The sequence below is a fragment of the Marinobacter goseongensis genome (assembly GCF_023156235.1).
Classification (GTDB): Bacteria; Pseudomonadota; Gammaproteobacteria; order Pseudomonadales; family Oleiphilaceae; genus Marinobacter; species Marinobacter goseongensis.
Genome location: NZ_JAKZAI010000002.1, coordinates 12,723 through 32,513, shown reverse-complemented (window position 1 = coordinate 32,513; position 19,791 = coordinate 12,723). Strand labels below are relative to the sequence as shown.

The window sequence follows — 19,791 nt, the reverse complement described above, 5'->3', positions numbered from 1 at the left end:
CCGTCGTTTTCAAAATTCAGCTCACGGAATCATTGCAAAGCGTCAATCTTCGGTTAAGAATCACTGCAGGGAAGAATTGAGCCATTGGGCATCAATGCAGTCACAGACAGAAAGGGATTTAAGCTGTTGTGAGTAGACGACTGTTAATCGTAGAGGACGACCCGGGCCTGCAAAGCCAGATGCGATGGTGTTTCAGTGACGATCTTGACGTTACTGTCGCCGCCGACCGTGAATCTGCGCTGACGACCTTGCGACGCACGGAACCCGACGTGGTCACCCTGGATCTCGGATTACCACCGGATGCGGGCGGCGCCTCCGAAGGATTCCGCCTGCTTGAGGAAATTCTTCGGCTGTCACCCCAGACCAAGGTCATCGTGGTTACTGGCCGCGAAGACAAGGACAACGCCGTCAAGGCCATTGGCATGGGGGCTTGCGACTTCTACCAGAAACCCCTGGATGCGGAAATACTCACCTTCGTGGTGCATCGCGCCTTCCGTCTGGCGGAACTTGAGAAAGAAAACCGCGAGCTTTCCCAACATCGTAATGGCACCAGCATCAAGGGCATCGTTGCGGCCAGCCCGCAAATGCTCGGCATTTGCCGCACCCTCGAAAAAGTGGCACCAACGGATGTCACCACACTGATCACCGGGGAGACCGGCACCGGTAAGGAATTGCTGGCCCGCGCCCTTCATGATCTCAGCCATCGCGCTGCCAAGCCCTTTGCGGCCATTAACTGCGCAGCGATTCCCGAAAACCTCCTCGAGAGCGAACTGTTCGGATTCGAGAAGGGCTCATTCACCGGGGCGACCCAGAGCAAGAAAGGCAAGATCGAGCACGCCAACGGCGGCACCCTGTTTCTGGACGAGATCGGTGACATGCCGATGGCGCTACAAGCCAAATTGCTGCGTTTTCTGCAGGAACGCGTGGTCGATCGTGTCGGTTCGGTCAATCCCATTCCGGTGGATGTGCGGGTCGTGTGCGCTACCCATAGGGATGTTCGCCAACTCATCGATAGCGCTGAATTTCGTGAAGATCTCTACTACCGGATCAGCGAAATCACACTGGACGTACCCGCACTGCGCGATCGCGACGGCGATGCCCTGGTTATCGCCCAGTCGCTGCTGAAAACCCTCGGCAAACAGATGGACCGCCCCAACCTCTCTTTCACCGAAGACGCCATCTGCGCCATCAGCCAGTACCCGTGGCCGGGGAACGTGCGGGAGATGCCCAACAGGAAAAGCCCGAATACCGACGCCGACGTCAGGATGTCGCTGAACCCCAGATACCAGAGCCAGTCATTGCCAAGCAGAAAAATAAACGCGGACGCCGGAACGCCAATGATCAGGGAAAAGATGGTCCGCAACATCATGCCGGACATACCCTCTTCCAGGCGCGACTGATGAACGCCCAGGGCAATCATCACCACAAGGTTCGCCACACCGAACGCAATGGCCGAGGGAAGCAGATACTGGATATTATCGAGGAAGAAGGAAACTTCACCAAAATGCCGGAAAAAAACGGCAATACAGAAGCTGAAGGCCAACACCACCAAGTCGATAAGGCCCAGTATTACGAAAGGAACGTGAATGTAGTGCCTGAACAATCTGACGTGGGCCACGCCAACTCCTTTTGTTGCTCACTGTAAAAGCGCCTGCGCATCCGATGCATCAGGACTGAAAATGAACAAAGTTTACTGCATTTTTACAATACTGCAACGCACTGTTAACAACTTTGACAATTTGAAACGTAATATTGATTGACACCCCGGAACAATCTGTTTACCCGGGGTGACATTAGTCAGGCCGACTTGCTTCTGCGCATCATACCGAAGCCCAGCAGACCGAGACCAAACAGGGCCAGCGTACCCGGTTCAGGAACAGCCTTGACGTCAGAGATACCCACAATCAGGTCGTTGTAGTCGAAATCGCCATCGATCAGATCTTCAAAGGCCACGATCAGGGAGCTGCCGTAAAAAGCAGTATTCTGACTCGCTGTAACGTCGAAGATACGTGTCATATCCACGCCGCCGTTCAGACCGGCGTCAGAGTAGAAGACGTTGTCGCCACGCTGAAGATAAAAGCCGAAAGAGGTTCCGATGTTTGCCGTACCGTAGACGGTCTCTGCGGTGCCGGCACCCAGATCAAACTCGACCTGGCGACCACCGGACGCATCGCCACCGGAAAACACCTGCAGCATCTGGCTGGTGTCCTGTACGTCATAGATGCCGAAGCTGTTGATGTTGGCAAACCCGGCAAATTCGAAAAGCAGAAAGGCACCTGCTGAATCCTGGGTGCCATCGGTGTCTTGAAGTGTGGCGAAGGTTGCGCCGTTATCGAAGAAATCACCCTCTCCGAGTGTGTCGCTGAATACCGCATTGCCGGAATCGGTTTTCAGATCGAACACACTCATCGGCGCGGCATGCGCCATGGAGAAGGTTCCGGCCAGCAATCCTGCGGCCAGAAGGTTTGAAGTCATTTTCATGTTACTGCTCCTGTGTAACTTGACGTTATGATCGTGCAAGCGACAGGTAGCAAACAGTTTGCCAACTATTTTTATTCTTATTTTACAGCTAGTTAGTTGTCTTCATTTATGAATGTGTAAATTTAATCGACAATCCCGGGCACGCGCACCCACCCTTCCATCAGAATTCGCGCGCTGCGGCTCATGATGGCTTTGGTGGCTGTCCACTCGCCATCCCGCTCTTGCGCTTCCGCGCCCACCCGCAGTGTTCCCGAAGGGTGGCCGAAGGTCACCTGGGAGCGGTTTCCGCCCCCGGCTGCCAGGTTCACCAGCGTTCCCGGTACCGCCGAGGCGGTTGCAATGGCAACGGCTGCGGTTCCCATCATGGCGTGGTGCAGCTTCCCCATGGACAGGGCTCTGACCAGAACGTCCACGTCTCCGGCGCCGATGGATTTGCCACTGGAGGACAGGTAATCCGAGGGCCTGGCCACAAACGCCACTTTCGGGGTGTGTTGGCGGTTGGCGGCTTCCTCTGTGCTCTTGATCAATCCCATCCTCACCGCACCGTGAGCGCGGATGGATTCGAATTTCGCCAGAGCGACAGGATCGGAATTGATGTCCTCCTGCAGTTCGGTACCCTTATAGCCGATCTCTTCGGCGTTAACGAAAATAGTGGGAATACCGGCGTTGATCAAGGTTGCTTTCAGCGTGCCCACACCCGGCACCTCCAGATCGTCCACCAGATTACCGGTAGGGAACATGGAGCCTTCGCCGTCTGCGGGATCCATGAATTCCACCTGAACCTCCGCGGCCGGGAAGGTCACGCCGTCCAGTTCGAAATCACCGGTTTCCTGCACTTCCCCGTCGGTAATGGGCACATGGGCGACAATGGTCTTGCCGATATTGGCCTGCCAGATCCGGACCGTGCAGATGCCGTTTTGCGGGATGCGCTCTTTGGCCACGAAACCGCCGTTGATGGCAAACGCACCGACTGCCGCCGTCAGGTTGCCACAGTTACCGCTCCAGTCGACAAAGGGCTTGTCGATGGACACCTGACCGAACAGGTAGTCCACATCGTGATCCGGTTGGGTCGGCGCCGCCAGAATGACCGTTTTGCTGGTGCTGGAGGTCGCCCCGCCCATGCCGTCGATCTGCTTCTGGTAGGGATCCGGGCTGCCGATGACCCGCAGCAGGAACGTGTCCCGGGGCTCGCCCGGGACTTGCGCCGTGTCTGGCAGGTCCTGCAACCGGAAGAAAACCCCCTTGCTGGTGCCGCCACGCATATAGGTGGCGCGCACTCGGATTTGCGCGGGATGGGTCATGCTGCACCTTCCGATTGCAGGAAGTCCTCGGCAAAGCGCTGCAGTACACCGCCGGCACTGTAGATGGACACTTCCTCAGCGGTATCCAGTCGACAAATCACGGGTACCTGCTCGGTACTGCCATTCTTGCGATGGATAACCAGGGTCAGCTCGGCGCGGGGCGCCGGCGTGCCCTCCACATCGTAGGTTTCAGTGCCATCGAGGGCCAGAGTCTGGCGCGTGGTCCCTTCTTCGAACTGCAGCGGCACCACCCCCATACCGATCAGGTTGGTGCGGTGGATCCGCTCGAAGCCCTCAGCAACAATGGCCTCGACACCGGCCAGCGCAACGCCCTTGGCGGCCCAGTCACGGGATGAGCCCTGGCCGTAGTCCGCACCGGCGATAATGATCAGCGGTTGCTTGCGCTCCATGTAGGTTTCGATGGCTTCCCACATGCGGGTCACCTTGCCCTCCGGCTCAATCCGCGCCAACGAGCCCTGCTTCACGTTACCCTCGTCATCCCGCACCATTTCGTTGAACAGTTTGGGGTTGGCGAAGGTGGCACGCTGGGCGGTCAGGTGGTCACCCCGGTGGGTAGCGTAGGAGTTAAAGTCCACCTCGGGTACACCCATCTTGTGCAGGTACTCCCCCGCCGCGCTGTTCATCATGATCGCGTTGGATGGTGACAGGTGGTCGGTGGTGATGTTGTCCGGCAGGATCGCCAGCGGGCGCATGCCTTTGAGGGTTTTCTCGCCCACCATGCCACCTTCCCAGTAGGGCGGGCGGCGAATGTAGGTGCTCTGCGGCCGCCAGTCGTACAGCGGGTTGGTGTTGGCCTGGGCATCCCGGGTGACATCAAACATCGGAATGTAGGTACTGCGGAACTGTTCCGGCTTGACGCTGGCTTTTACGATCGCATCGATTTCCGCATCGTCCGGCCAGATGTCTTTCAGCGTGACCGGGTTGCCATCCTTGTCGTGACCCAGAATATCCTTCTCGATATCAAAACGGATGGTACCGGCAATCGCGTAGGCAACCACCAACGGTGGTGACGCCAGGAACGCCTGCTTGGCGTAGGGGTGAATCCGGCCATCAAAGTTACGGTTACCGGACAGCACGGCGGTGGCGTAGAGATCCCGGTCGATGATTTCCTTCTCGATCACCGGATCCAGAGCACCGCTCATGCCGTTACAGGTGGTACAGGCGAATGCCACGACGCCGAAGCCGAGCTGTTCCAGTTCGGACATCAGTTGGGCTTCTTCCAGATACATTTTCACCGTCTTGGAGCCCGGTGCCAGAGAGGTTTTCACCCAGGGCTTACGGGTCAGACCCAGCTTGTTGGCATTGCGGGCAATCAGCCCGGCCGCCACCATGTTGCGGGGGTTACTGGTGTTGGTACAGCTGGTGATGGCGGCAATGATGCATGCGCCATCCGGCATCTTGCCTTCTTCCTGCTCCCAGGCACCAGCGATGCCCCGCGCAGCCAGTTCCGACGTTGGCAGATGCGCGTGGGGGTTGGACGGGCCCGCGAGGGTGCGGTGTACGCTGGAGAGGTCAAACTTCAGTATCCGCTCGTATTCCGCGTTCCGCATGCCATCCGACCACAAACCCGCCTCCTTGGCGTAGGTTTCCACCAGCGCGACCTGGTCGTCTTCACGGCCAGTCAGCTTCAGGTAATCGATGGTCTGACCGTCGATGTAGAACATCGCCGCAGTCGCGCCGTACTCCGGCGTCATATTGGAGATGGTGGCACGATCCCCCACGGTCAGGCTGTCCGCGCCCTCGCCGTAGAACTCGAGATAGGCCCCGACAACCTTTTCCTTGCGCAGGAATTCGGTAATGGCCAGAACCATGTCGGTGCCGGTGATGCCCGGTTGCAGTTTTCCGGTGAGCTCAACGCCCACAATATCCGGCAGGCGCATCATCGACGCACGGCCCAGCATCACGCTCTCGGCTTCAAGACCACCCACGCCCACAGAGATAACACCCAGGGCATCGACCATCGGAGTGTGGCTGTCCGTGCCCACACAGGTGTCCGGAAACGCTACCCGCTTGCCTTCGCCATCGGGCCGGTTCTGAATCACCGGGGACATCTTCTCCAGATTGATCTGATGCATGATGCCGTTGCCCGGCGGGATCACATCGACATTCTTGAAGGCCGTTTTGGTCCAGTTGATAAAGTGGAAACGGTCGTCATTGCGGCGATCCTCGATGGCGCGGTTCTTCTCGAACGCGTCCGGATCAAAGCCCGGGGCCTCAACGGCCAGCGAGTGATCGACGATCAGCTGCGTGGGCACTACCGGGTTGACCTTGGCAGGATCCCCCCCTTTTTCGGCAATGGCATCACGCAGGCCGGCAAGATCCACCAGCGCGGTCTGACCCAGGATGTCGTGGCACACCACACGGGCGGGGTACCAGGGAAAATCCAGATCCCGCTTGCGCTCGATCAGCTGTTTGAGGGAATCCGTCAGCGCCTCGGGGTCACAGCGGCGAACCAGCTGCTCAGCCAGAATCTTGGACGTGTACGGAAGCTTGTCATAGGCGCCGGGCTGGATGTCTTCCACCGCCTGGCGCGTATCGAAGTAATCCAGGTCGGTGCCCGGAAGTGCCTTACGGTAATCGATATTCATCATGTACTCCCTCAGCGCTTGTCTATCGGCAACCATTCCGCATGTTCCGGGCCGGTGTAATCGGCGCTCGGGCGAATAATGCGGTTGTTCTCACGCTGCTCTTTAACGTGAGCGGTCCAACCGGATACCCGCGACATAACAAAAATCGGGGTAAACAGTTCAGTCGGGATACCCATGAAATGGTAGGCGGAGGCGTGGAAGAAATCGGCGTTACAAAACAGCTTCTTCTCGCGCCACATCACCGCTTCGCAGCGCTCGGATACCGGATAAAGCACGGTGTCTCCCACTTCGTCCGCCAGTTTCTTGGACCAGTGCTTGATGATGGCGTTCCGCGGATCCGACTCCTTGTAGATCGCGTGACCAAAGCCCATGATTTTTTCCTTGCGCTCCAGCATGCCCATCAGGCCCGCTTCGGCCTCGTCGGCCGTCTGGAAACGCTGGATCAGCTCCATGGCGGCCTCGTTGGCACCACCGTGCAGAGGGCCCCGGAGGGAGCCAATCGCGCCTGTCACACAGCTGTGAATGTCTGACAGCGTGGATGCACAGACCCGGGCGGTGAACGTGGAGGCGTTGAACTCGTGCTCGGCGTAGAGAATCAGCGACACGTTCATCACACGCTCATGCAACTCACTGGGTTTCTTGTTGTGCAGCAGTTCCAGGAAGTGTCCGCCGATGGAGTCCACATCACTCTCGGTTTCGAGGCGAACGCCCTCATGGGCAAAGCGATACCAGTAGGTGATGATGGACGGAAAAACCGCCAGCATGCGATCGATCTTGTCGTCCTGATCGCTGAAATCCTGCTCGGTTTCCAGATTGCCCAGCATCGAACAGCCGGTGCGCATCACATCCATCGGGTGCGCGTCTTTGGGAATCTGCTCAAGTACGGCTTTCAGCGCTGCAGGCAGGCCTCGCAGGCTCTGAAGCTTTTTCTTGTAAGCGTCGAGCTCCTGACGGTTCGGCAATTTGCCGCGCAACAACAGATACGCCACTTCCTCGAACTGGGCGTTTTCCGCCAGCTCGGCAATATCATAGCCACGATACGTCAGGCCTGCGCCTGATTTGCCGACGGTACACAGTGCGGTTACACCCGCTACCTGGCCGCGAAGACCTGCACCACTCAGTTGTTTTGCTTCAGCCATTGGTCTTTCTCCCCTCATCTTGTCTCGGTTGTCGGATTACGCCTGCGGCTAATCCGACCTACGGTTACTGCCTGAGTCTTCGTAGGTTGGATCAGGCGAAGCCGTAATCCAACAACGGGTTAATCCTTTTTCTGCTGGAACAGCTGGTCCAGCTTCTGCTCGAAATCGTGGTAGTTCAGGAAATCGTAGAGCTCCATGCGGGTCTGCATGAGATCAACGACGTCTTTCTGGTCACCTTTTTCCAGGATGTTCTCATACACCATCAGTGCCGCCTTGTTCATCGCGCGGAAGGCACTCAACGGGTACAGCACCATGTCAGCACCCGCGTCCGCCAGCTCTTTGCGGTTATACAGCGGTGTTGCGCCGAATTCGGTGATGTTGGCAAGAATCGGCACATCCAGCGCTTCTGAAAACGCCTGATAGTGTTCCAGCTCGGTGACCGCCTCGGCGAAGATGCCATCGGCTCCGGCCGCTACACAGGCTTTGGCGCGCTCAATCGCCGCTTCCAGGCCTTCTTTCTGGAACGCATCGGTGCGGGCCATGATGAAAAAGTCTTCGTCTTCACGGGCATCCACAGCAGCCTTGATACGGTCGACCATTTCCTCCTGGGAAACGATTTCCTTATTCGGTCGGTGACCACAGCGTTTCTGTGCCACCTGGTCTTCGATGTGAACGGCAGCGGCGCCAGCCCGCTCCATTTGTTGAATGGTGCGGGCGATGTTGAAGGCGCCGCCCCAACCGGTATCAATATCCACAAGCAATGGCACATCGGTGGCGGCGGTGATGCGGCGGACGTCTTCGACCACGTCATTCAGTGAGGTCATCCCGAGGTCCGGCAGACCATAGGAAGCGTTTGCGACGCCACCACCAGACAGATAAACGGCCTGGTGCCCCACCCGTTCGGCCATCATGGCTGAGTAGGCGTTGATGGTACCGACAATCTGCAATGGCGCGTTGTCTTTCAGGGCCTTGCGGAAGCGGGCGCCCGGGCTGAGTTTTCTGGACATGGTGTTGGGCCTCTCTGTCTGTTGGAATGTTCGTTGCCGGATATTGCCTGCCGCAAATCCGACCTGCGGAATCAGATGGTCAAGCCGCCCTCAGCAATCTTTCGCTCGATATTACGGCGAGCGGCATTGATGTGGCGCTTCATCAGGAATTCGGCCAGTTCACCGTCCCGTTGAGCGATCGCTTCCACAATGCGACGGTGCTCACCCAGTGCCATGTGTGGCCGGCCGGAGGCCGTACTGAGCCGGTAACGATACATCCGGACCATATAGTAAAGATCACCGAGCAGCATTTGCGCGAGTTTGGCGTTGCGGCTTCCAGTGGCAATGCGGTGATGAAAATCGTAATCCCCTTCGGCCTGATAGTAGGCCTGGCCGTGAGCCTGTTCGATCATGGCCTCGTGTGCATCCAGGGTAGTATGGAGAGCGGTGATTTCATCGTCGGTCATGCGTTCTGCAGCCTGGCGTGCTGCAAGCCCTTCCATCACCTCACGGATGCGGTACAACTCCATGAGTTCGTCGGTACTGACGGACACCACTTTGACACCGGCGTGAGGCCTGCGAACCAGCAAACCGCGGGACTCAAGCCGACCGAGAGCTTCACGCAGGGGGCCGCGGGTCAGGTTGAAGCGGGAACAGAGCTCCACCTCACCAATTTTCTCACCGGGTGCGAGATCCCCTTTTACGATCGCTGTTTGCAGACAATCGAAAGCCTCGTCGGCGCGGGTGTAGGTTTGAATCACGTCTTCAGGCATATTTTGTCAACAATAGTGACTTTAATTGCCGGAAATCTACGCCTGACTGGTCGTTTTGTCAACAATCCATGCGAAACTAGAAAAGCTCTCGCTCTTCTTGCGGAGGCGGCGTGTACTGGTAGAGCCAGGTCTCTGTCAGCACCTGCTCGCCCAGTTTCAGTTGCAGACGCAGATCGATGGGCTCCAACGAATCGTCCGGGACCCGATCAAACATGGCCCGGTACGGGTGGCCCTGACGATTGCCAGATCCGTTGGCCGGTTAGGTGGCTCCGCGCGCCAGGTCAGGGTGTAGGCGTACAAATATTCCTGACCCGGCTCCAATGGCTGTTCTGGTTTCCAGAAAGCGACGATGTTATCGAACGTTTCATCCCGGGTGGGGATTTCCACCAGCAGCACACTGCCTGCACCCCACGAAGCCTGGGGCTCGACCCAGGCGCGGGGCCTCAGATCGTAGAACTCGCCAGAGACTGTCCTCCGGGTTGAACCGGATCGCTTGATATTCGGGGTAATCCAGATCTCGCAGAAAGTCCGGAGCCACAGGTGGCGGTGCGTAATCGCCAGCTACCAGCTCTTTCGCCTTTTCGACGACCTGACTGAACTCGAAAGCCTGGGCCGGTGTAGCTGAGATAAGGCACGGCAGTAGCAGCAACGCAAGTAATCTTGAGCCTGACTCCATGGCGTTCTGCTCCCTTTAATGATCTCCTGATCACTAATGTAGCATCTGCAGCCAACGCTTTCTCAAGTGACAAGTTCGTAAGGCTTGGCCGGTGAACGGCAAGGCACCCTGGATGGGTCAGATGCCCATGGACAATGAAAACCGCACGTCCGGGTGATCCGGCATGGTCATCGCCGTAGTGGAAGCCCGGATCATCCGCCCCACGCTGACGTTGGCGGTGAAGGCCCTGCCCTGCATCTTCAGCGACACCTGTCCCGCGCTGGCGATGCCGTGGCGGTCCGCCTGGACGGCCGAATACGGAACCCAGCCCTGCAGCAAAGAAACGTTCAGGCTCGACAGCACACCGTCCGTGAAAGGCATGTGCCAGAGCGGGCTGACGGTATCAAAGCGAAGCCAGCCACCACGGACCGCTGCCACCGACTGACCATTGAACCCGGTGAGCATGGAAGGGCCAGCTACCGTCAGGTATTCCGAGACCGGCAAATCTTCATTGGCAAACTGATACCGGCCGTTGACCCGCCACGTCCATTGGTACAATGCCTGCTCGACAGACGCGGACATGGCCACTTTATAAAACTGCCCTGCGTCCGAGGTGTTCTGATCCAGTGGGTAATCGGTTGCGGAGCGTTCACGGCCGCTGAGCGCGTGGATGTGGGTGCTGGCGAACAGACCGCCAGGCAGTTCGTGGCCACCCCGGGCTTCAAGCCCCAGTGATTGCAACTCGTAACGGGATTCGGACACCTGTTCGTCTTCCTCGAACGACACATGATTGCGCCCGCGATGCCTGACAAGACCATCAAAGTCCATGCCGAACTGTGAAAACAGTGAGCGGCTGGCACCGAAGCCCAGCACACGGGATTCTCCCCCGGCGGAATAGCGATGCGAATCGCTGCTGACCGCATGGTCATAACGGGAACTGCCCGCCTCAACCTGTAACTGACTGGAACCGGCCGGAAACTGGTAGCGGATGGAGGCGGCACTGGAATCGGTATCATCCTTGTAGGACCGGGAGTCCCGGTAATTGAAACCGATCGCATCCCTCTGACCGATCAGGCTGTCTGCCGCCAGGCCCAAGGCCCCATCACGGCCGTCGCTGCTCATGTCCGTTTTTCCGGAGAATTTCAATCGTGATCGCAGCCAGTGCTCCCGCTCCTCCCGGTAGGCCTCCACACCAACCCCGAACGGGTCGGTGTCAGGCTGCCAACCATTACGCGACCAGGTGCCACCCTCTGCGGCCTGGAGGGGCTGACTGACTGCGCACCACAACAGTGCGATCAACAGATGAAATTTCAAGTTACAGAGTCCTGCCATAGAACGGCGGCTACAGCTCTAACGAAATGCCGGCGAGTCTGAATTATTTTTCATGGGGGGAATGTATGGCATCAGAGCACAGAAATCCATCGGCTGTTGCCAAAATTTACAAACAGAATATGACTTAAATACAGTCAGTTACAATGTTATTTAAAAGTTTTTTCTATGCAAATCAATCGCCAACACAGAAATCTGCAGAGTTCCCTGTTTTACCAATCTCTACATTTCCGTACCCGAGCCTCCATTTAGACCAACAACTTGGTTACACTTGGCACACTTCGTGACTGACCTTGCACATCAGGCCGAGCATCGCAGCAGACATAAGGACCAACGTTATGATCAAGAAGTGCCTCTTTCCGGTTGCCGGGTACGGAACCCGCTTCCTGCCGGCAACCAAGGCAATGCCCAAGGAAATTCTGCCGGTGGTGAACAAACCGCTGGTTCAGTACGGCGTGGAAGAAGCTGCTGACGCGGGAATACACGAGTTCGGGTTTGTCACAGGGCGCGGCAAGCGGGCCATCGAAGATCATTTCGACATCAGTTACGAATTGGAGCATCAGATCGCCGGCTCCGGAAAAGAAGGACTGCTGACGTCCATCCGTGAGCTGATCGACAACAATTCGTTTGCGTTCACCCGACAGAACGAGATGAAAGGCCTCGGCCATGCCATTCTTACCGGTCGGAATCTGGTGGGCGACAATCCCTTCGCCGTGGTACTGGCGGATGACTTCTGTGTTGAAGATGGTACCGGGGAAGGTGTGCTTACCCAGATGGTCAAGCTCTACAACCAGTTCCGCTGCTCCATCGTAGCCATCGAAGAGGTGCCCTCGGATGAAACCCACAAATACGGGGTTATCGCCGGCGAATCGATGAAAGATGGCCTCTACCGCATCACCGACATGGTCGAAAAACCGGCGCCGGAAGACGCTCCCAGCAATCTCGCGATCATCGGCCGCTACATACTGACACCGGATATTTTCGACATCATCGAGCGCACGCCGCCGGGCAAGAACGGCGAGGTACAAATCACCGATGCCCTGCTTGAGCAGGCCAAGAACGGCTGTGTGCTGGCGTATAAATTCAAGGGGAGACGGTTCGATTGCGGAAGCATCGACGGCTTCGTGGAAGCCACCAATTACGTATACGAGAACATTTACAAGAAAGGTAAGTAAGGCACGGGCCGGTTTACCGGCCCAGAATCTGCAGGATCATACGCCGGTTTTCAGTGGACGCTTTGCGGAACCGGCGCAGCAACTCGCCCTCCTCTTCCGAGATCTGAACGCGATTCAACTCCTTTTCCAGCTCCGCCAGGGCCACGCCCAGGTCGTCGCTGTGACTGAATGCCAGACCGGGTAGCTGCAATTGACCGGTGTCACTGGCCGCATCCAGATCCAGAACATGTTCAAGCGGCGTATCGGTGCGGATGCACAGATCGAGCAGCTCGGTGACTCCCGGATAGCTGCGCTGTTTTACCTCAGCCGCTTCCCAGCTGGCCACACGCGGCTCATCAACGCCGCACATACGCGCCACATCTTCCCGGGACAAATGCCCGCTCTCGCGAATCTGCCGCAGGCGTCGATGAAAGGATTGCAGGTACCGCATAGCGCTTTGCCTCAGCCTGGTCAGCACAGGTTGGCCCGAGGAGACCCGTCCGGGTGTCCCGCAATTAAGCCGTGAAAGTGAATCAATCTGGAAATGTAACGTACATATAGCTTTATACACAATCTGCCTATACTGAATCCATCGGCAACGGACAAATACGCTATGGCTGCCCGACTACTTGATACACATTCTGCCTGGCATCTGGTGCTGGATGCAGTCAACCGTACCAATGTGACACTCTCATTGCCGGACGATGACGCGCCATCACTGGAGCTCAATGGCAACCACTGGCAGTTGTTGAAACCGGCGACCGAAAGTGCCCGCAACCTGCTGAAGATTTTTCTCCCCCTGTGTCGACCATTGGCGGCTGCTTCGGGCTGCCGTGTGGTCGGCCAACTGGGCCAGAGCCTGGACGGTCGCATTGCCACCGTCACCGGAGCATCCCGTTTCATCAATGGTGAGGACGGCATCACCCATCTCCACCGCATCCGCGCAATATCCGACGCAGTGATTGTGGGCGCTGGCACGGCCACAACCGATAACCCCCGTCTGACAGTCCGGAAAGCGTCCGGGGCCAACCCGGTGCGCGTGGTGATCGATCGTCAGCGCCGCGTTCCGCATGACCACCATCTGTTCACTGACGGCGAAGCGCCCACACTGAGGCTGACCGCCGGCGATTACTGCCCCCCGGCGTCGCCGGCCGCTGCGGCCCGTATGCTTGAGCAATCCGGTCCTGTCGAGGTGCCCTGCCTTGGCGACGCCCACGCTGACACACCCGCGGCACCGGCAATCATACTGCGGGTGTTGTCCGATTTCGGTCTGAGGAAGGTGTTCGTCGAGGGCGGCGGGCTGACGGTATCCGCTTTCCTCAATGCCGGTTTGCTGGACCGTCTGCATGTGATGGTTGCCCCGATGATCATCGGCAGTGGCCGGCCGGCCTTCTCACTGCCGGAGATCGATCTGCTATCCGATGCCCTTCGCCCCCGGGCGCAACTGGTCAACCTGGGTTCCGACATGTTGTTTGATCTGGATTTCAGCGAGCAGTTGCCGCCGAACTGAAGGTGAACACCGCGCCCGGCAAGCTGGACAGCAGCACCAGCAGGCCATAACCGATACTCAGTGCAACGCCCTGTTCCGCGGGCAAGCCCGCCAGGGGCCAGAGAACGGCTGCGGCGCCCTCCCGGACCCCCCAACCGGCCACGGTGACCGGGATCACCATACTGAGCAGCAGACCGCTGCACAGAGCGAGCAGTATCAACAGCGAGTCAACATCGACCAGGTAGCCCGCGCCGAAGGCAAGAACCACGAACACCGCAAGATAACTTCCCACCACCAGCAATGATGAAGCCAACTGAATCAGCCATACTGGCCAGCGCAGCAGCGCAGCTCGGATATCTCCCGCGAGTTGGCGTCCGTAGCGCAACAGGCGGGTGCGGAAAATCACGGCGGCCGCCGCTAACAGAGCGAGACAGATAGCCAGAGCAAACAGCAGGCGGGAGGTATCCATCGCTCCGGACTCTGGCAGGGTGGCGGCCGGGCGGCCGTTAACGCCCCCTCCGAAAGCGAATGCAGCCGCCATCAGCAGAGCGGCCAGGGCAAACAACACCACCTGCCCCGACAACCGTTCGATGACCACCGCATGAACAGATGCGAGGCGGGAGGCTGCGTCGAGACTGTGCCGCCACGCGCGATTCACATCCCCCAGCACCCCTCCCGGTAACACCTGATTCAGAAAGGTGGCGAGATAGTATTCCTTGACCGCCACGCCCAGCGGCAGCTGGAGACTCAGGCATCGGGCGGTGAAACGCCAGCGCCACGCGGATACGCACACCTGCACCACGGTGAGTGCCAGCGCCGGTACCACAACCCAGAGCTGGAACCGCTCCAGCTCTGCCATCAGTTCAGGCACATCCAGCCACCAGAGCAGCCCCAGCAGCAACAGTGCCGTCGCGGCCCAACGCCACAGCGGGCCAAGCCGAGGGACCTGTTCAGCCACCACTTGCCCCCGACGGGAAGGCCAACAGGTCCTGGTGGCCGACCTGGACGGCGAGCTCGCCCCTCTCGGCCTGGTGCCGCCGATCATTCAGCCATCCCCTGATACGCTCCGCCATCGCCGGCGCCTGTTCGGTCGCCGCAGCGCACCAACCGTCCATCAGGGCGAGCTGAAGTTCCGCGTCTGACCCCTCCAGTTGCCAAGGGCTATAGCCGGTTGACACCCGATAACCGTGAACCTCCAGCAATTGCTGCAACACCGCGGTCGCGCCCGGCCCCAGCGCTGCACCTGCGCCCTTGTTGCCATGCTGGTGCTCGTTCACCAGTTGCCGGATCAGACCATCGTCCGGGTGCTCGGGAACAAGGCTGAAATGGCCATCGTAACTGAGCACTACGAACACCGTCGCGTTTCGCTCGGCTGCTGCTGCGGCCAACGCCTCCAGCCAGTCTCTGGACACAAGATCAATCAACGCTGAGGCAGAAATGACTTCGGCATCCATCGGCAGGTATTGCGCCAGTGTCTCCGGCATCAGGTCCGCAATCACAGGCTTCAGGGGCACGTCCAGGGACGCGAGTCGTGCCTCCGCAATTCCCATCAACTCGGCGTCCTGATCCAGCAGGGTCCAGTGCTGAGGCACCCCGATGCGTGGCGACAGGTACCGGGCGTTCGAGCCGCCACCACTGCCAAGATCGGCAATGGCTATCGGCGCCCGGTCTTGATCGGCCTGGTAGCGCCGGGTCATCCAGCCCGCCAGTTGCTCGGTCAGGGCGCGATCACGGGCACGATGATCCGCCGGTTCGCGCAACGCCAGCCAGGTGGCATCGAACAGAGTGGCGTCACGCTCACCGGTGAGCTCCGCCAGGGCCTGAACAAACGCTTCAGCTGTATGTTCCCAGGTCTGCACACTGGTTGACGCAGACTCGAGGTCTCGCCTGAGAGCGACCAGCCGTTCGGGCTGACCGAGCAACTCGCTCAGCAAGCCGGTCAAGGCATCGGTATCATCGGCCGGATACGTGCGAACCCCGGGCGTACCCGTCACGCGGGACAACGCGCCCCCGTCAGACGTAACCACTGGCAGGCCTGCCGCCAGCGCTTCATCGATGGCCATGCCATAGCCTTCATACAATGAGGGGAAAACAAAAAGATCCGCGCATCGATAGGCCTGTTCAACCTCACGGCTGTCCAATTCCCCCGCGACCGTGATCCGGCTCTGCAGTCCAAGCGATACCACAGCTTCGGTTACCCGAGCCGCATATTCAGCATGCCGCTGGTCTGAACCAATCAGTGTGCAATGCCACGGTGACCGAGCCAGCCCGGCCAGAGCCTCCACCAATTGCAACTGCGCTTTGCGGGGCGACAAGTGGGCCACACAGAGCAGTTCAACGGTTGCCGAATCACCGTCCGTATCACTGGCCGCCCCCGAATGATCGGTCGGTAGCGCGTCCACACCGGGCCGCGCCACCCTGACCCGCTTTGCAGGCACACCGAAATCCGCCAATCGGGCAGCGGTGTAGTCACTGGTTGCTACAACGCCACGCACAGCGGCCAGAGCCCGTTGCTCACTGCGGAAAAACAAGGCCTGCTGATCCGGCTCCAGACCGGTTTCATCCGCCAGTGGGTGGTGAACCAGCGCAACAAGATTCAATCGTTCAGCATGGCGCTCAATGACCTCCGGCATGCCACCCATGGTCAAACCGTCCAGGATCACCACTGCCCCATCGGCCATTTGTGCCAGTTGCTCATCGACCGCTGCCAATGCCGTGTCGTCCGGACAGGGAAACCGTCCGTCCACCCCGACCACCCGGGCTCGGTGCCCGGAGTCATTCAACGCGCTCACCACCCGGCCGACGTAGCGGTAACCGCCGGTGTTCTGGTCCGGATCTCCCGGCACAAGAACGGTCAGCACAGCGGAGCCGTCAAAGGCTGCCATGAAAACTCGCCCAGGCCAGATGCGACTCTCCGAGAGTCACTTTCATTCCGGTCAGGCCCGCACCGGTGCTGCCCAGATGCCCCGCCCTGACGGCTGCGGCCAGCCGCTCGAACACCTGACGAGCCATAAACTCAGTGGTGGTGTTGCGGCCACGGAATTCCTCGATGTCGTCGAGGTTTTTCATGTTGAGGTCCGCCAGCACCTGCTTGAGCACATCCGATGCCAGGCCGATATCCACGATCAGATCGTCGCTGTCCAGTTCCGGCCGCTCAAACGTGACATCCACAACGTAAGTGGCGCCATGGAGCGCCTGGGCAGGCCCGAAGATTTCGCCCCGAAAGCTGTGGGCAATCATCATATGATCTCTGACGGTCAGGCTGTACATAAACGCAAAAACCTCTTCAAGGGTGTCTGTGGCTGAATTCTGTGGAGGATGTTTCAGTTATAACGTATACGATGGCAAAGCTCATCGGTGGTAGCGGCCAGCGTCGCCATGGTCTGAGGCAGATCCTCAAACCTGCTTTCGCCAGTGATCAGGACGTCCAGCGTGGCATTGTCGAGCAAAGACAGCGCCAGTTTCAGACGGTCCGGGTAGGTCCAGCGGGGGCGCTGGATCGGGCTGATCTGTCCGACCTGACTGGAGATCATGGCCAGACGTCTGGAGTGAAATGCGCCGCCCAGAGCAACGGACACCTCATGGGTGCCGAACCAGCTCATCTCGACAATGCGCCCTTCCATACCGGCCAGGGATAACGCAGTGTTCAGACCGTCCGGATGGCCGCTGGTGTGGAACACCAGGTCGTGATCATCGCGCTGAGCTCGGGTTTCAAACGCCAGCCCCAGTGCCCCGGCTACCGTTGACCGGGCCGGATTAATATCGATGGCGGTTACCCGCGTGCCCGGAATCCGGCTGGCCAGCCAGGCCACCAGAAAGCCGACCACCCCAAGGCCCACCACGGCAATTCGGTCTCCGACCCGGGGCGCTGCATCCCACAATCCGTTGATGGCCGTTTCCATATTTGCCGCCAGTACCGCTCGTTCCGGCGGTACGCCATCCGGCAGCGGCATCACCGCCGTCGCCGGGAGTCGGAACCGGCGCTGATGGGGAAACAGAGAGAACACGGTTCGCCCTGTCAAGGTCTTGTCTCCTTCGGTGACCTTGCCGACATTGCAGTAGCCATACTTCACCGGATAGGGAAACTCTCCCTCCTGAAAAGGCGCGCGCATGCGCTGGTACTCTTCCGGAGGCACGTGACCGGAGAAAATCAGCGATTCGGTGCCCCGGCTCACGCCGGAATACAGGGTTTCCACCTCAACCACCGACTGCGCCGCCTCCGACGCCGTCAGTGCTGCGGCCGTGCGGACGTCAGTAGGACGAATCGCGCCCCGGCCCGCCCCGGTTACCCAGAACGCTTCCGTGGCCGAATCGTCAGCGACCCCCGATTCATCGCAGGCTTCGGATACTTCTGGGTCAGAACGGGACATAATGCCTCCTTGCTTCGGGGGTTTCACCGCCGGGCGGAGGTCTGTTTCAAACCGCCGGCCGTAGGGAACTAAACTCAGTCTCAACAACTATAGTTGAGAAAGGCCTGTTGAAATACGTCGAGGTTACAGCATGGATTCCCCCCTTCGCTCCGAACAAGTTGGCTGGCCGACGTACCTGGATATTGTCTGGGCGGGCATGGTCACCGCCGCGCTGGTGTTCGGGGCCGATGTTATCGCTCAAACCGGCCCTCTCCTGCACGCCATCGCCGCTGCGCTATTCGGCACAATGGCAGGACTGTTGCTCCGCTTCTGGCCTGCCGGCCGCGACTTCGGCTGGGCTAACCGGGCAACGCTGTTACGCGGAAGCCTGGTTATCACCCTGATCAGCCTGGCGCCCTTCTCCGACAGGCTGGGACCGTGGCTGTGGCTCTATGGCGTACTTTGCCTGCTGGCACTGATCCTGGACGGTGTCGACGGTGCCATCGCTCGGAAGACCCGGTCACAAACCGCCATTGGCGCCCGCTTTGACATGGAACTGGACGCACTCTTCATTCTTGGTTTGTGTGTCGCGGTCATTGCCCTGGACAAGGCAGGATGGTGGGTTTTGCTGCTCGGACTGATGCGCTATGCCTTCGTCATAGCCGGGCATTTCCTGCCTTTTCTGAACGATCCGCTTCCCGACAGCTTTCGCCGTAAAACCGTTTGCGTCTGGCAGGTTGCCACGCTGATGGTTGCTGTACTCCCACCCGCAAGCCCCGGGTTTGCGACCTGGACCCTGGCCGCTGCACTGACTCTGCTCGTGTATTCCTTCGCGACGGACATGCACTGGCTTTATCAAAGGAGAACACCCACATGAAATCCAACCTTGCTCACGCAGCCCTGTTTTCGGCACTGCTGACGGCGACGACAACGCCGGTGCTGGCCGAACCGGAAAAATTCGTGGTAGATGACGAACATTTCTCCATGGCGTTTGAGGTCATGCACATTGGCTATGCCCCCGTGATCGGAATGTTCCGTGACATCGAAGGCCGCTTTGAATTCGATGAAGAGGCCAACGAACTCAGTTCCGGTACTCTGATTTTCCGCAGCGATAGCGTGTTCACCAACCACGACAAACGCGACGAACACCTGCGTAAACCGGATTTCCTCGACAGCAAAAAATACCCGGAGGTCACGTTCGAGCTGACCGATTTCGAAACCACCGGCGAGAACACCGGCACGGTGACCGGGGATCTCACCATGCTGGGCAAGACCCGGCCTGTGGACGTGGATGTCACGCTCAACAAATCCGACAAGTACCCCATCGGGCACAAGGACTACACGCTTGGGATCAGTGCAGAAGCCACCATCAAGCGCAGCGACTGGGGTATGACCTACGGCCTGGATCCTGAACTTGTCGGCGATGAAGTAAAACTGAGGTTTGGCTTCGAGGCGATCAAGGATTCCAGCTTCTTCTAGCATTTGTGCGCAAGATTACTGGCCTGAGACACTCTTTTGGGTTCTCA

Annotated in this window: 21 protein-coding genes; 6 read left to right on the top strand and 15 right to left on the bottom strand. The window is 58.9% G+C overall.

From position 1 onward, the window contains the following. Positions 1-128: 128 nt before the first annotated feature. Both prsR and MLC70_RS00765 read left to right on the top strand, forming a co-directional pair. Complete coding sequence (gene prsR, locus MLC70_RS00770; RefSeq protein ID WP_345799524.1) at positions 129-1,400, top strand: PEP-CTERM-box response regulator transcription factor; 1,272 nt, start codon at positions 129-131, stop codon at positions 1,398-1,400. Then, positions 1,400-1,645, top strand: coding sequence for a hypothetical protein (locus MLC70_RS00765; RefSeq protein ID WP_248181063.1), 246 nt, complete (start codon positions 1,400-1,402; stop codon positions 1,643-1,645). Before prsR ends, MLC70_RS00765 begins: the two co-directional genes overlap by 1 nt. 152 nt (positions 1,646-1,797) lie before the next feature. Here MLC70_RS00765 and MLC70_RS00760 read toward each other — a convergent pair whose 3' ends face one another. From MLC70_RS00760 to MLC70_RS00720, 10 genes are all read right to left on the bottom strand, one after another. Next, a complete protein-coding gene (locus MLC70_RS00760) occupies positions 1,798-2,481 on the bottom strand; it encodes a PEP-CTERM sorting domain-containing protein (protein ID WP_248181062.1) in 684 nt (227 codons plus the stop codon). 122 nt (positions 2,482-2,603) lie between these two features. Then, entirely contained in the window at positions 2,604-3,782 is a 1,179-nt protein-coding gene (gene prpF, locus MLC70_RS00755; RefSeq protein WP_248181061.1) for a 2-methylaconitate cis-trans isomerase PrpF, read from the bottom strand. Next, the gene (acnD, locus tag MLC70_RS00750) at positions 3,779-6,391 is read right to left on the bottom strand and encodes a Fe/S-dependent 2-methylisocitrate dehydratase AcnD (protein ID WP_248181292.1); all 2,613 of its coding nucleotides are present in this window, start codon (positions 6,389-6,391) and stop codon (positions 3,779-3,781) included. The genes prpF and acnD overlap by 4 nt, the downstream gene beginning before the upstream one ends. 11 nt (positions 6,392-6,402) lie before the next feature. Continuing rightward, on the bottom strand, positions 6,403-7,530 hold the full coding sequence (gene prpC, locus MLC70_RS00745) for a bifunctional 2-methylcitrate synthase/citrate synthase (RefSeq protein WP_248181060.1): 1,128 nt from the start codon (positions 7,528-7,530) through the stop codon (positions 6,403-6,405). A gap of 119 nt (positions 7,531-7,649) precedes the next feature. After that, positions 7,650-8,537, bottom strand: a complete 888-nt coding sequence (gene prpB / locus MLC70_RS00740; protein WP_248181059.1) for a methylisocitrate lyase — start codon at positions 8,535-8,537, stop codon at positions 7,650-7,652. A gap of 71 nt (positions 8,538-8,608) precedes the next feature. Then, positions 8,609-9,289, bottom strand: a complete 681-nt coding sequence (locus MLC70_RS00735; protein WP_248181058.1) for a GntR family transcriptional regulator — start codon at positions 9,287-9,289, stop codon at positions 8,609-8,611. A 76-nt stretch (positions 9,290-9,365) separates the two neighbouring features. Beyond that, positions 9,366-9,503, bottom strand: a complete 138-nt coding sequence (locus tag MLC70_RS18625; RefSeq protein ID WP_248181057.1) for a hypothetical protein — start codon at positions 9,501-9,503, stop codon at positions 9,366-9,368. Further along, entirely contained in the window at positions 9,446-9,736 is a 291-nt protein-coding gene (locus MLC70_RS18485) for a glucan biosynthesis protein (protein ID WP_345799525.1), read from the bottom strand. The genes MLC70_RS18625 and MLC70_RS18485 overlap by 58 nt, the downstream gene beginning before the upstream one ends. Further along, the gene (locus MLC70_RS18710) at positions 9,654-9,965 is read right to left on the bottom strand and encodes a glucan biosynthesis protein (protein ID WP_427902078.1); all 312 of its coding nucleotides are present in this window, start codon (positions 9,963-9,965) and stop codon (positions 9,654-9,656) included. Before MLC70_RS18710 ends, MLC70_RS18485 begins: the two co-directional genes overlap by 83 nt. A 117-nt stretch (positions 9,966-10,082) precedes the next feature. Next, complete coding sequence (locus tag MLC70_RS00720) at positions 10,083-11,258, bottom strand: ShlB/FhaC/HecB family hemolysin secretion/activation protein (RefSeq protein ID WP_248181056.1); 1,176 nt, start codon at positions 11,256-11,258, stop codon at positions 10,083-10,085. A 353-nt stretch (positions 11,259-11,611) separates the two neighbouring features. On the opposite strand from MLC70_RS00720, the gene galU reads away from it, so the two are divergent. Further along, a complete protein-coding gene (galU, locus tag MLC70_RS00715; RefSeq protein WP_248181055.1) occupies positions 11,612-12,448 on the top strand; it encodes a UTP--glucose-1-phosphate uridylyltransferase GalU in 837 nt (278 codons plus the stop codon). A gap of 13 nt (positions 12,449-12,461) precedes the next feature. Here the strand turns inward: galU and MLC70_RS00710 are convergent, their stop codons facing one another. Continuing rightward, entirely contained in the window at positions 12,462-12,878 is a 417-nt protein-coding gene (locus tag MLC70_RS00710; RefSeq protein ID WP_248181054.1) for a helix-turn-helix transcriptional regulator, read from the bottom strand. Between the two features lie 162 nt (positions 12,879-13,040). Between MLC70_RS00710 and MLC70_RS00705 the strand changes: the two genes are divergently transcribed. Beyond that, on the top strand, positions 13,041-13,937 hold the full coding sequence (locus MLC70_RS00705; RefSeq protein ID WP_248181053.1) for a RibD family protein: 897 nt from the start codon (positions 13,041-13,043) through the stop codon (positions 13,935-13,937). On the opposite strand, the gene MLC70_RS00700 is transcribed toward MLC70_RS00705, so the two are convergent. Genes MLC70_RS00700 through MLC70_RS00685 form a run of 4 tightly spaced genes read right to left on the bottom strand, consistent with a single transcriptional unit; the run spans position 13,912 to position 18,286 of the window. Then, positions 13,912-14,874: a lysylphosphatidylglycerol synthase transmembrane domain-containing protein gene (locus MLC70_RS00700; protein ID WP_248181052.1), complete on the bottom strand. Its 963-nt coding sequence runs from the start codon at positions 14,872-14,874 to the stop codon at positions 13,912-13,914. The genes MLC70_RS00705 and MLC70_RS00700 overlap by 26 nt on opposite strands. Beyond that, positions 14,867-16,801, bottom strand: a complete 1,935-nt coding sequence (locus MLC70_RS00695) for a glycosyltransferase (RefSeq protein ID WP_248181051.1) — start codon at positions 16,799-16,801, stop codon at positions 14,867-14,869. The genes MLC70_RS00700 and MLC70_RS00695 overlap by 8 nt, the downstream gene beginning before the upstream one ends. Continuing rightward, the gene (locus MLC70_RS00690) at positions 16,788-17,186 is read right to left on the bottom strand and encodes a 6-pyruvoyl trahydropterin synthase family protein (protein WP_248181050.1); all 399 of its coding nucleotides are present in this window, start codon (positions 17,184-17,186) and stop codon (positions 16,788-16,790) included. Before MLC70_RS00690 ends, MLC70_RS00695 begins: the two co-directional genes overlap by 14 nt. Before the next feature lie 53 nt (positions 17,187-17,239). Then, a complete protein-coding gene (locus MLC70_RS00685) occupies positions 17,240-18,286 on the bottom strand; it encodes a zinc-dependent alcohol dehydrogenase (protein WP_248181049.1) in 1,047 nt (348 codons plus the stop codon). A 130-nt stretch (positions 18,287-18,416) separates the two neighbouring features. On the opposite strand from MLC70_RS00685, the gene MLC70_RS00680 reads away from it, so the two are divergent. Together MLC70_RS00680 and MLC70_RS00675 are read left to right on the top strand one after the other, a co-directional pair. Next, entirely contained in the window at positions 18,417-19,142 is a 726-nt protein-coding gene (locus MLC70_RS00680) for a CDP-alcohol phosphatidyltransferase family protein (RefSeq protein WP_248181048.1), read from the top strand. Then, positions 19,139-19,744, top strand: coding sequence for a YceI family protein (locus tag MLC70_RS00675; RefSeq protein WP_248181047.1), 606 nt, complete (start codon positions 19,139-19,141; stop codon positions 19,742-19,744). The genes MLC70_RS00680 and MLC70_RS00675 overlap by 4 nt, the downstream gene beginning before the upstream one ends. Positions 19,745-19,791 lie beyond the last annotated feature (47 nt).

Excerpts from the sequence above, each read along its gene's own strand:
- prpC (WP_248181060.1), bottom strand. The coding sequence starts at position 7,530 with ATGGCTGAAGCAAAACAACTGAGTGGTGCAGGTCTTCGCGGCCAGGTA.
- prpB (WP_248181059.1), bottom strand. The coding sequence starts at position 8,537 with ATGTCCAGAAAACTCAGCCCGGGCGCCCGCTTCCGCAAGGCCCTGAAA.
- galU (WP_248181055.1), top strand. The coding sequence starts at position 11,612 with ATGATCAAGAAGTGCCTCTTTCCGGTTGCCGGGTACGGAACCCGCTTC.
- MLC70_RS00710 (WP_248181054.1), bottom strand. The coding sequence starts at position 12,878 with ATGCGGTACCTGCAATCCTTTCATCGACGCCTGCGGCAGATTCGCGAG.
- acnD (WP_248181292.1), bottom strand. The coding sequence starts at position 6,391 with ATGAATATCGATTACCGTAAGGCACTTCCGGGCACCGACCTGGATTAC.
- MLC70_RS00735 (WP_248181058.1), bottom strand. The coding sequence starts at position 9,289 with ATGCCTGAAGACGTGATTCAAACCTACACCCGCGCCGACGAGGCTTTC.
- prpF (WP_248181061.1), bottom strand. The coding sequence starts at position 3,782 with ATGACCCATCCCGCGCAAATCCGAGTGCGCGCCACCTATATGCGTGGC.
- MLC70_RS00705 (WP_248181053.1), top strand. The coding sequence starts at position 13,041 with ATGGCTGCCCGACTACTTGATACACATTCTGCCTGGCATCTGGTGCTG.
- MLC70_RS18625 (WP_248181057.1), bottom strand. The coding sequence starts at position 9,503 with ATGTTTGATCGGGTCCCGGACGATTCGTTGGAGCCCATCGATCTGCGT.
- MLC70_RS00685 (WP_248181049.1), bottom strand. The coding sequence starts at position 18,286 with ATGTCCCGTTCTGACCCAGAAGTATCCGAAGCCTGCGATGAATCGGGG.
- MLC70_RS00760 (WP_248181062.1), bottom strand. The coding sequence starts at position 2,481 with ATGAAAATGACTTCAAACCTTCTGGCCGCAGGATTGCTGGCCGGAACC.
- MLC70_RS00675 (WP_248181047.1), top strand. The coding sequence starts at position 19,139 with ATGAAATCCAACCTTGCTCACGCAGCCCTGTTTTCGGCACTGCTGACG.
- MLC70_RS18710 (WP_427902078.1), bottom strand. The coding sequence starts at position 9,965 with ATGGAGTCAGGCTCAAGATTACTTGCGTTGCTGCTACTGCCGTGCCTT.
- MLC70_RS00695 (WP_248181051.1), bottom strand. The coding sequence starts at position 16,801 with ATGGCAGCCTTTGACGGCTCCGCTGTGCTGACCGTTCTTGTGCCGGGA.
- MLC70_RS00680 (WP_248181048.1), top strand. The coding sequence starts at position 18,417 with ATGGATTCCCCCCTTCGCTCCGAACAAGTTGGCTGGCCGACGTACCTG.
- MLC70_RS00765 (WP_248181063.1), top strand. The coding sequence starts at position 1,400 with ATGAACGCCCAGGGCAATCATCACCACAAGGTTCGCCACACCGAACGC.
- MLC70_RS00690 (WP_248181050.1), bottom strand. The coding sequence starts at position 17,186 with ATGTACAGCCTGACCGTCAGAGATCATATGATGATTGCCCACAGCTTT.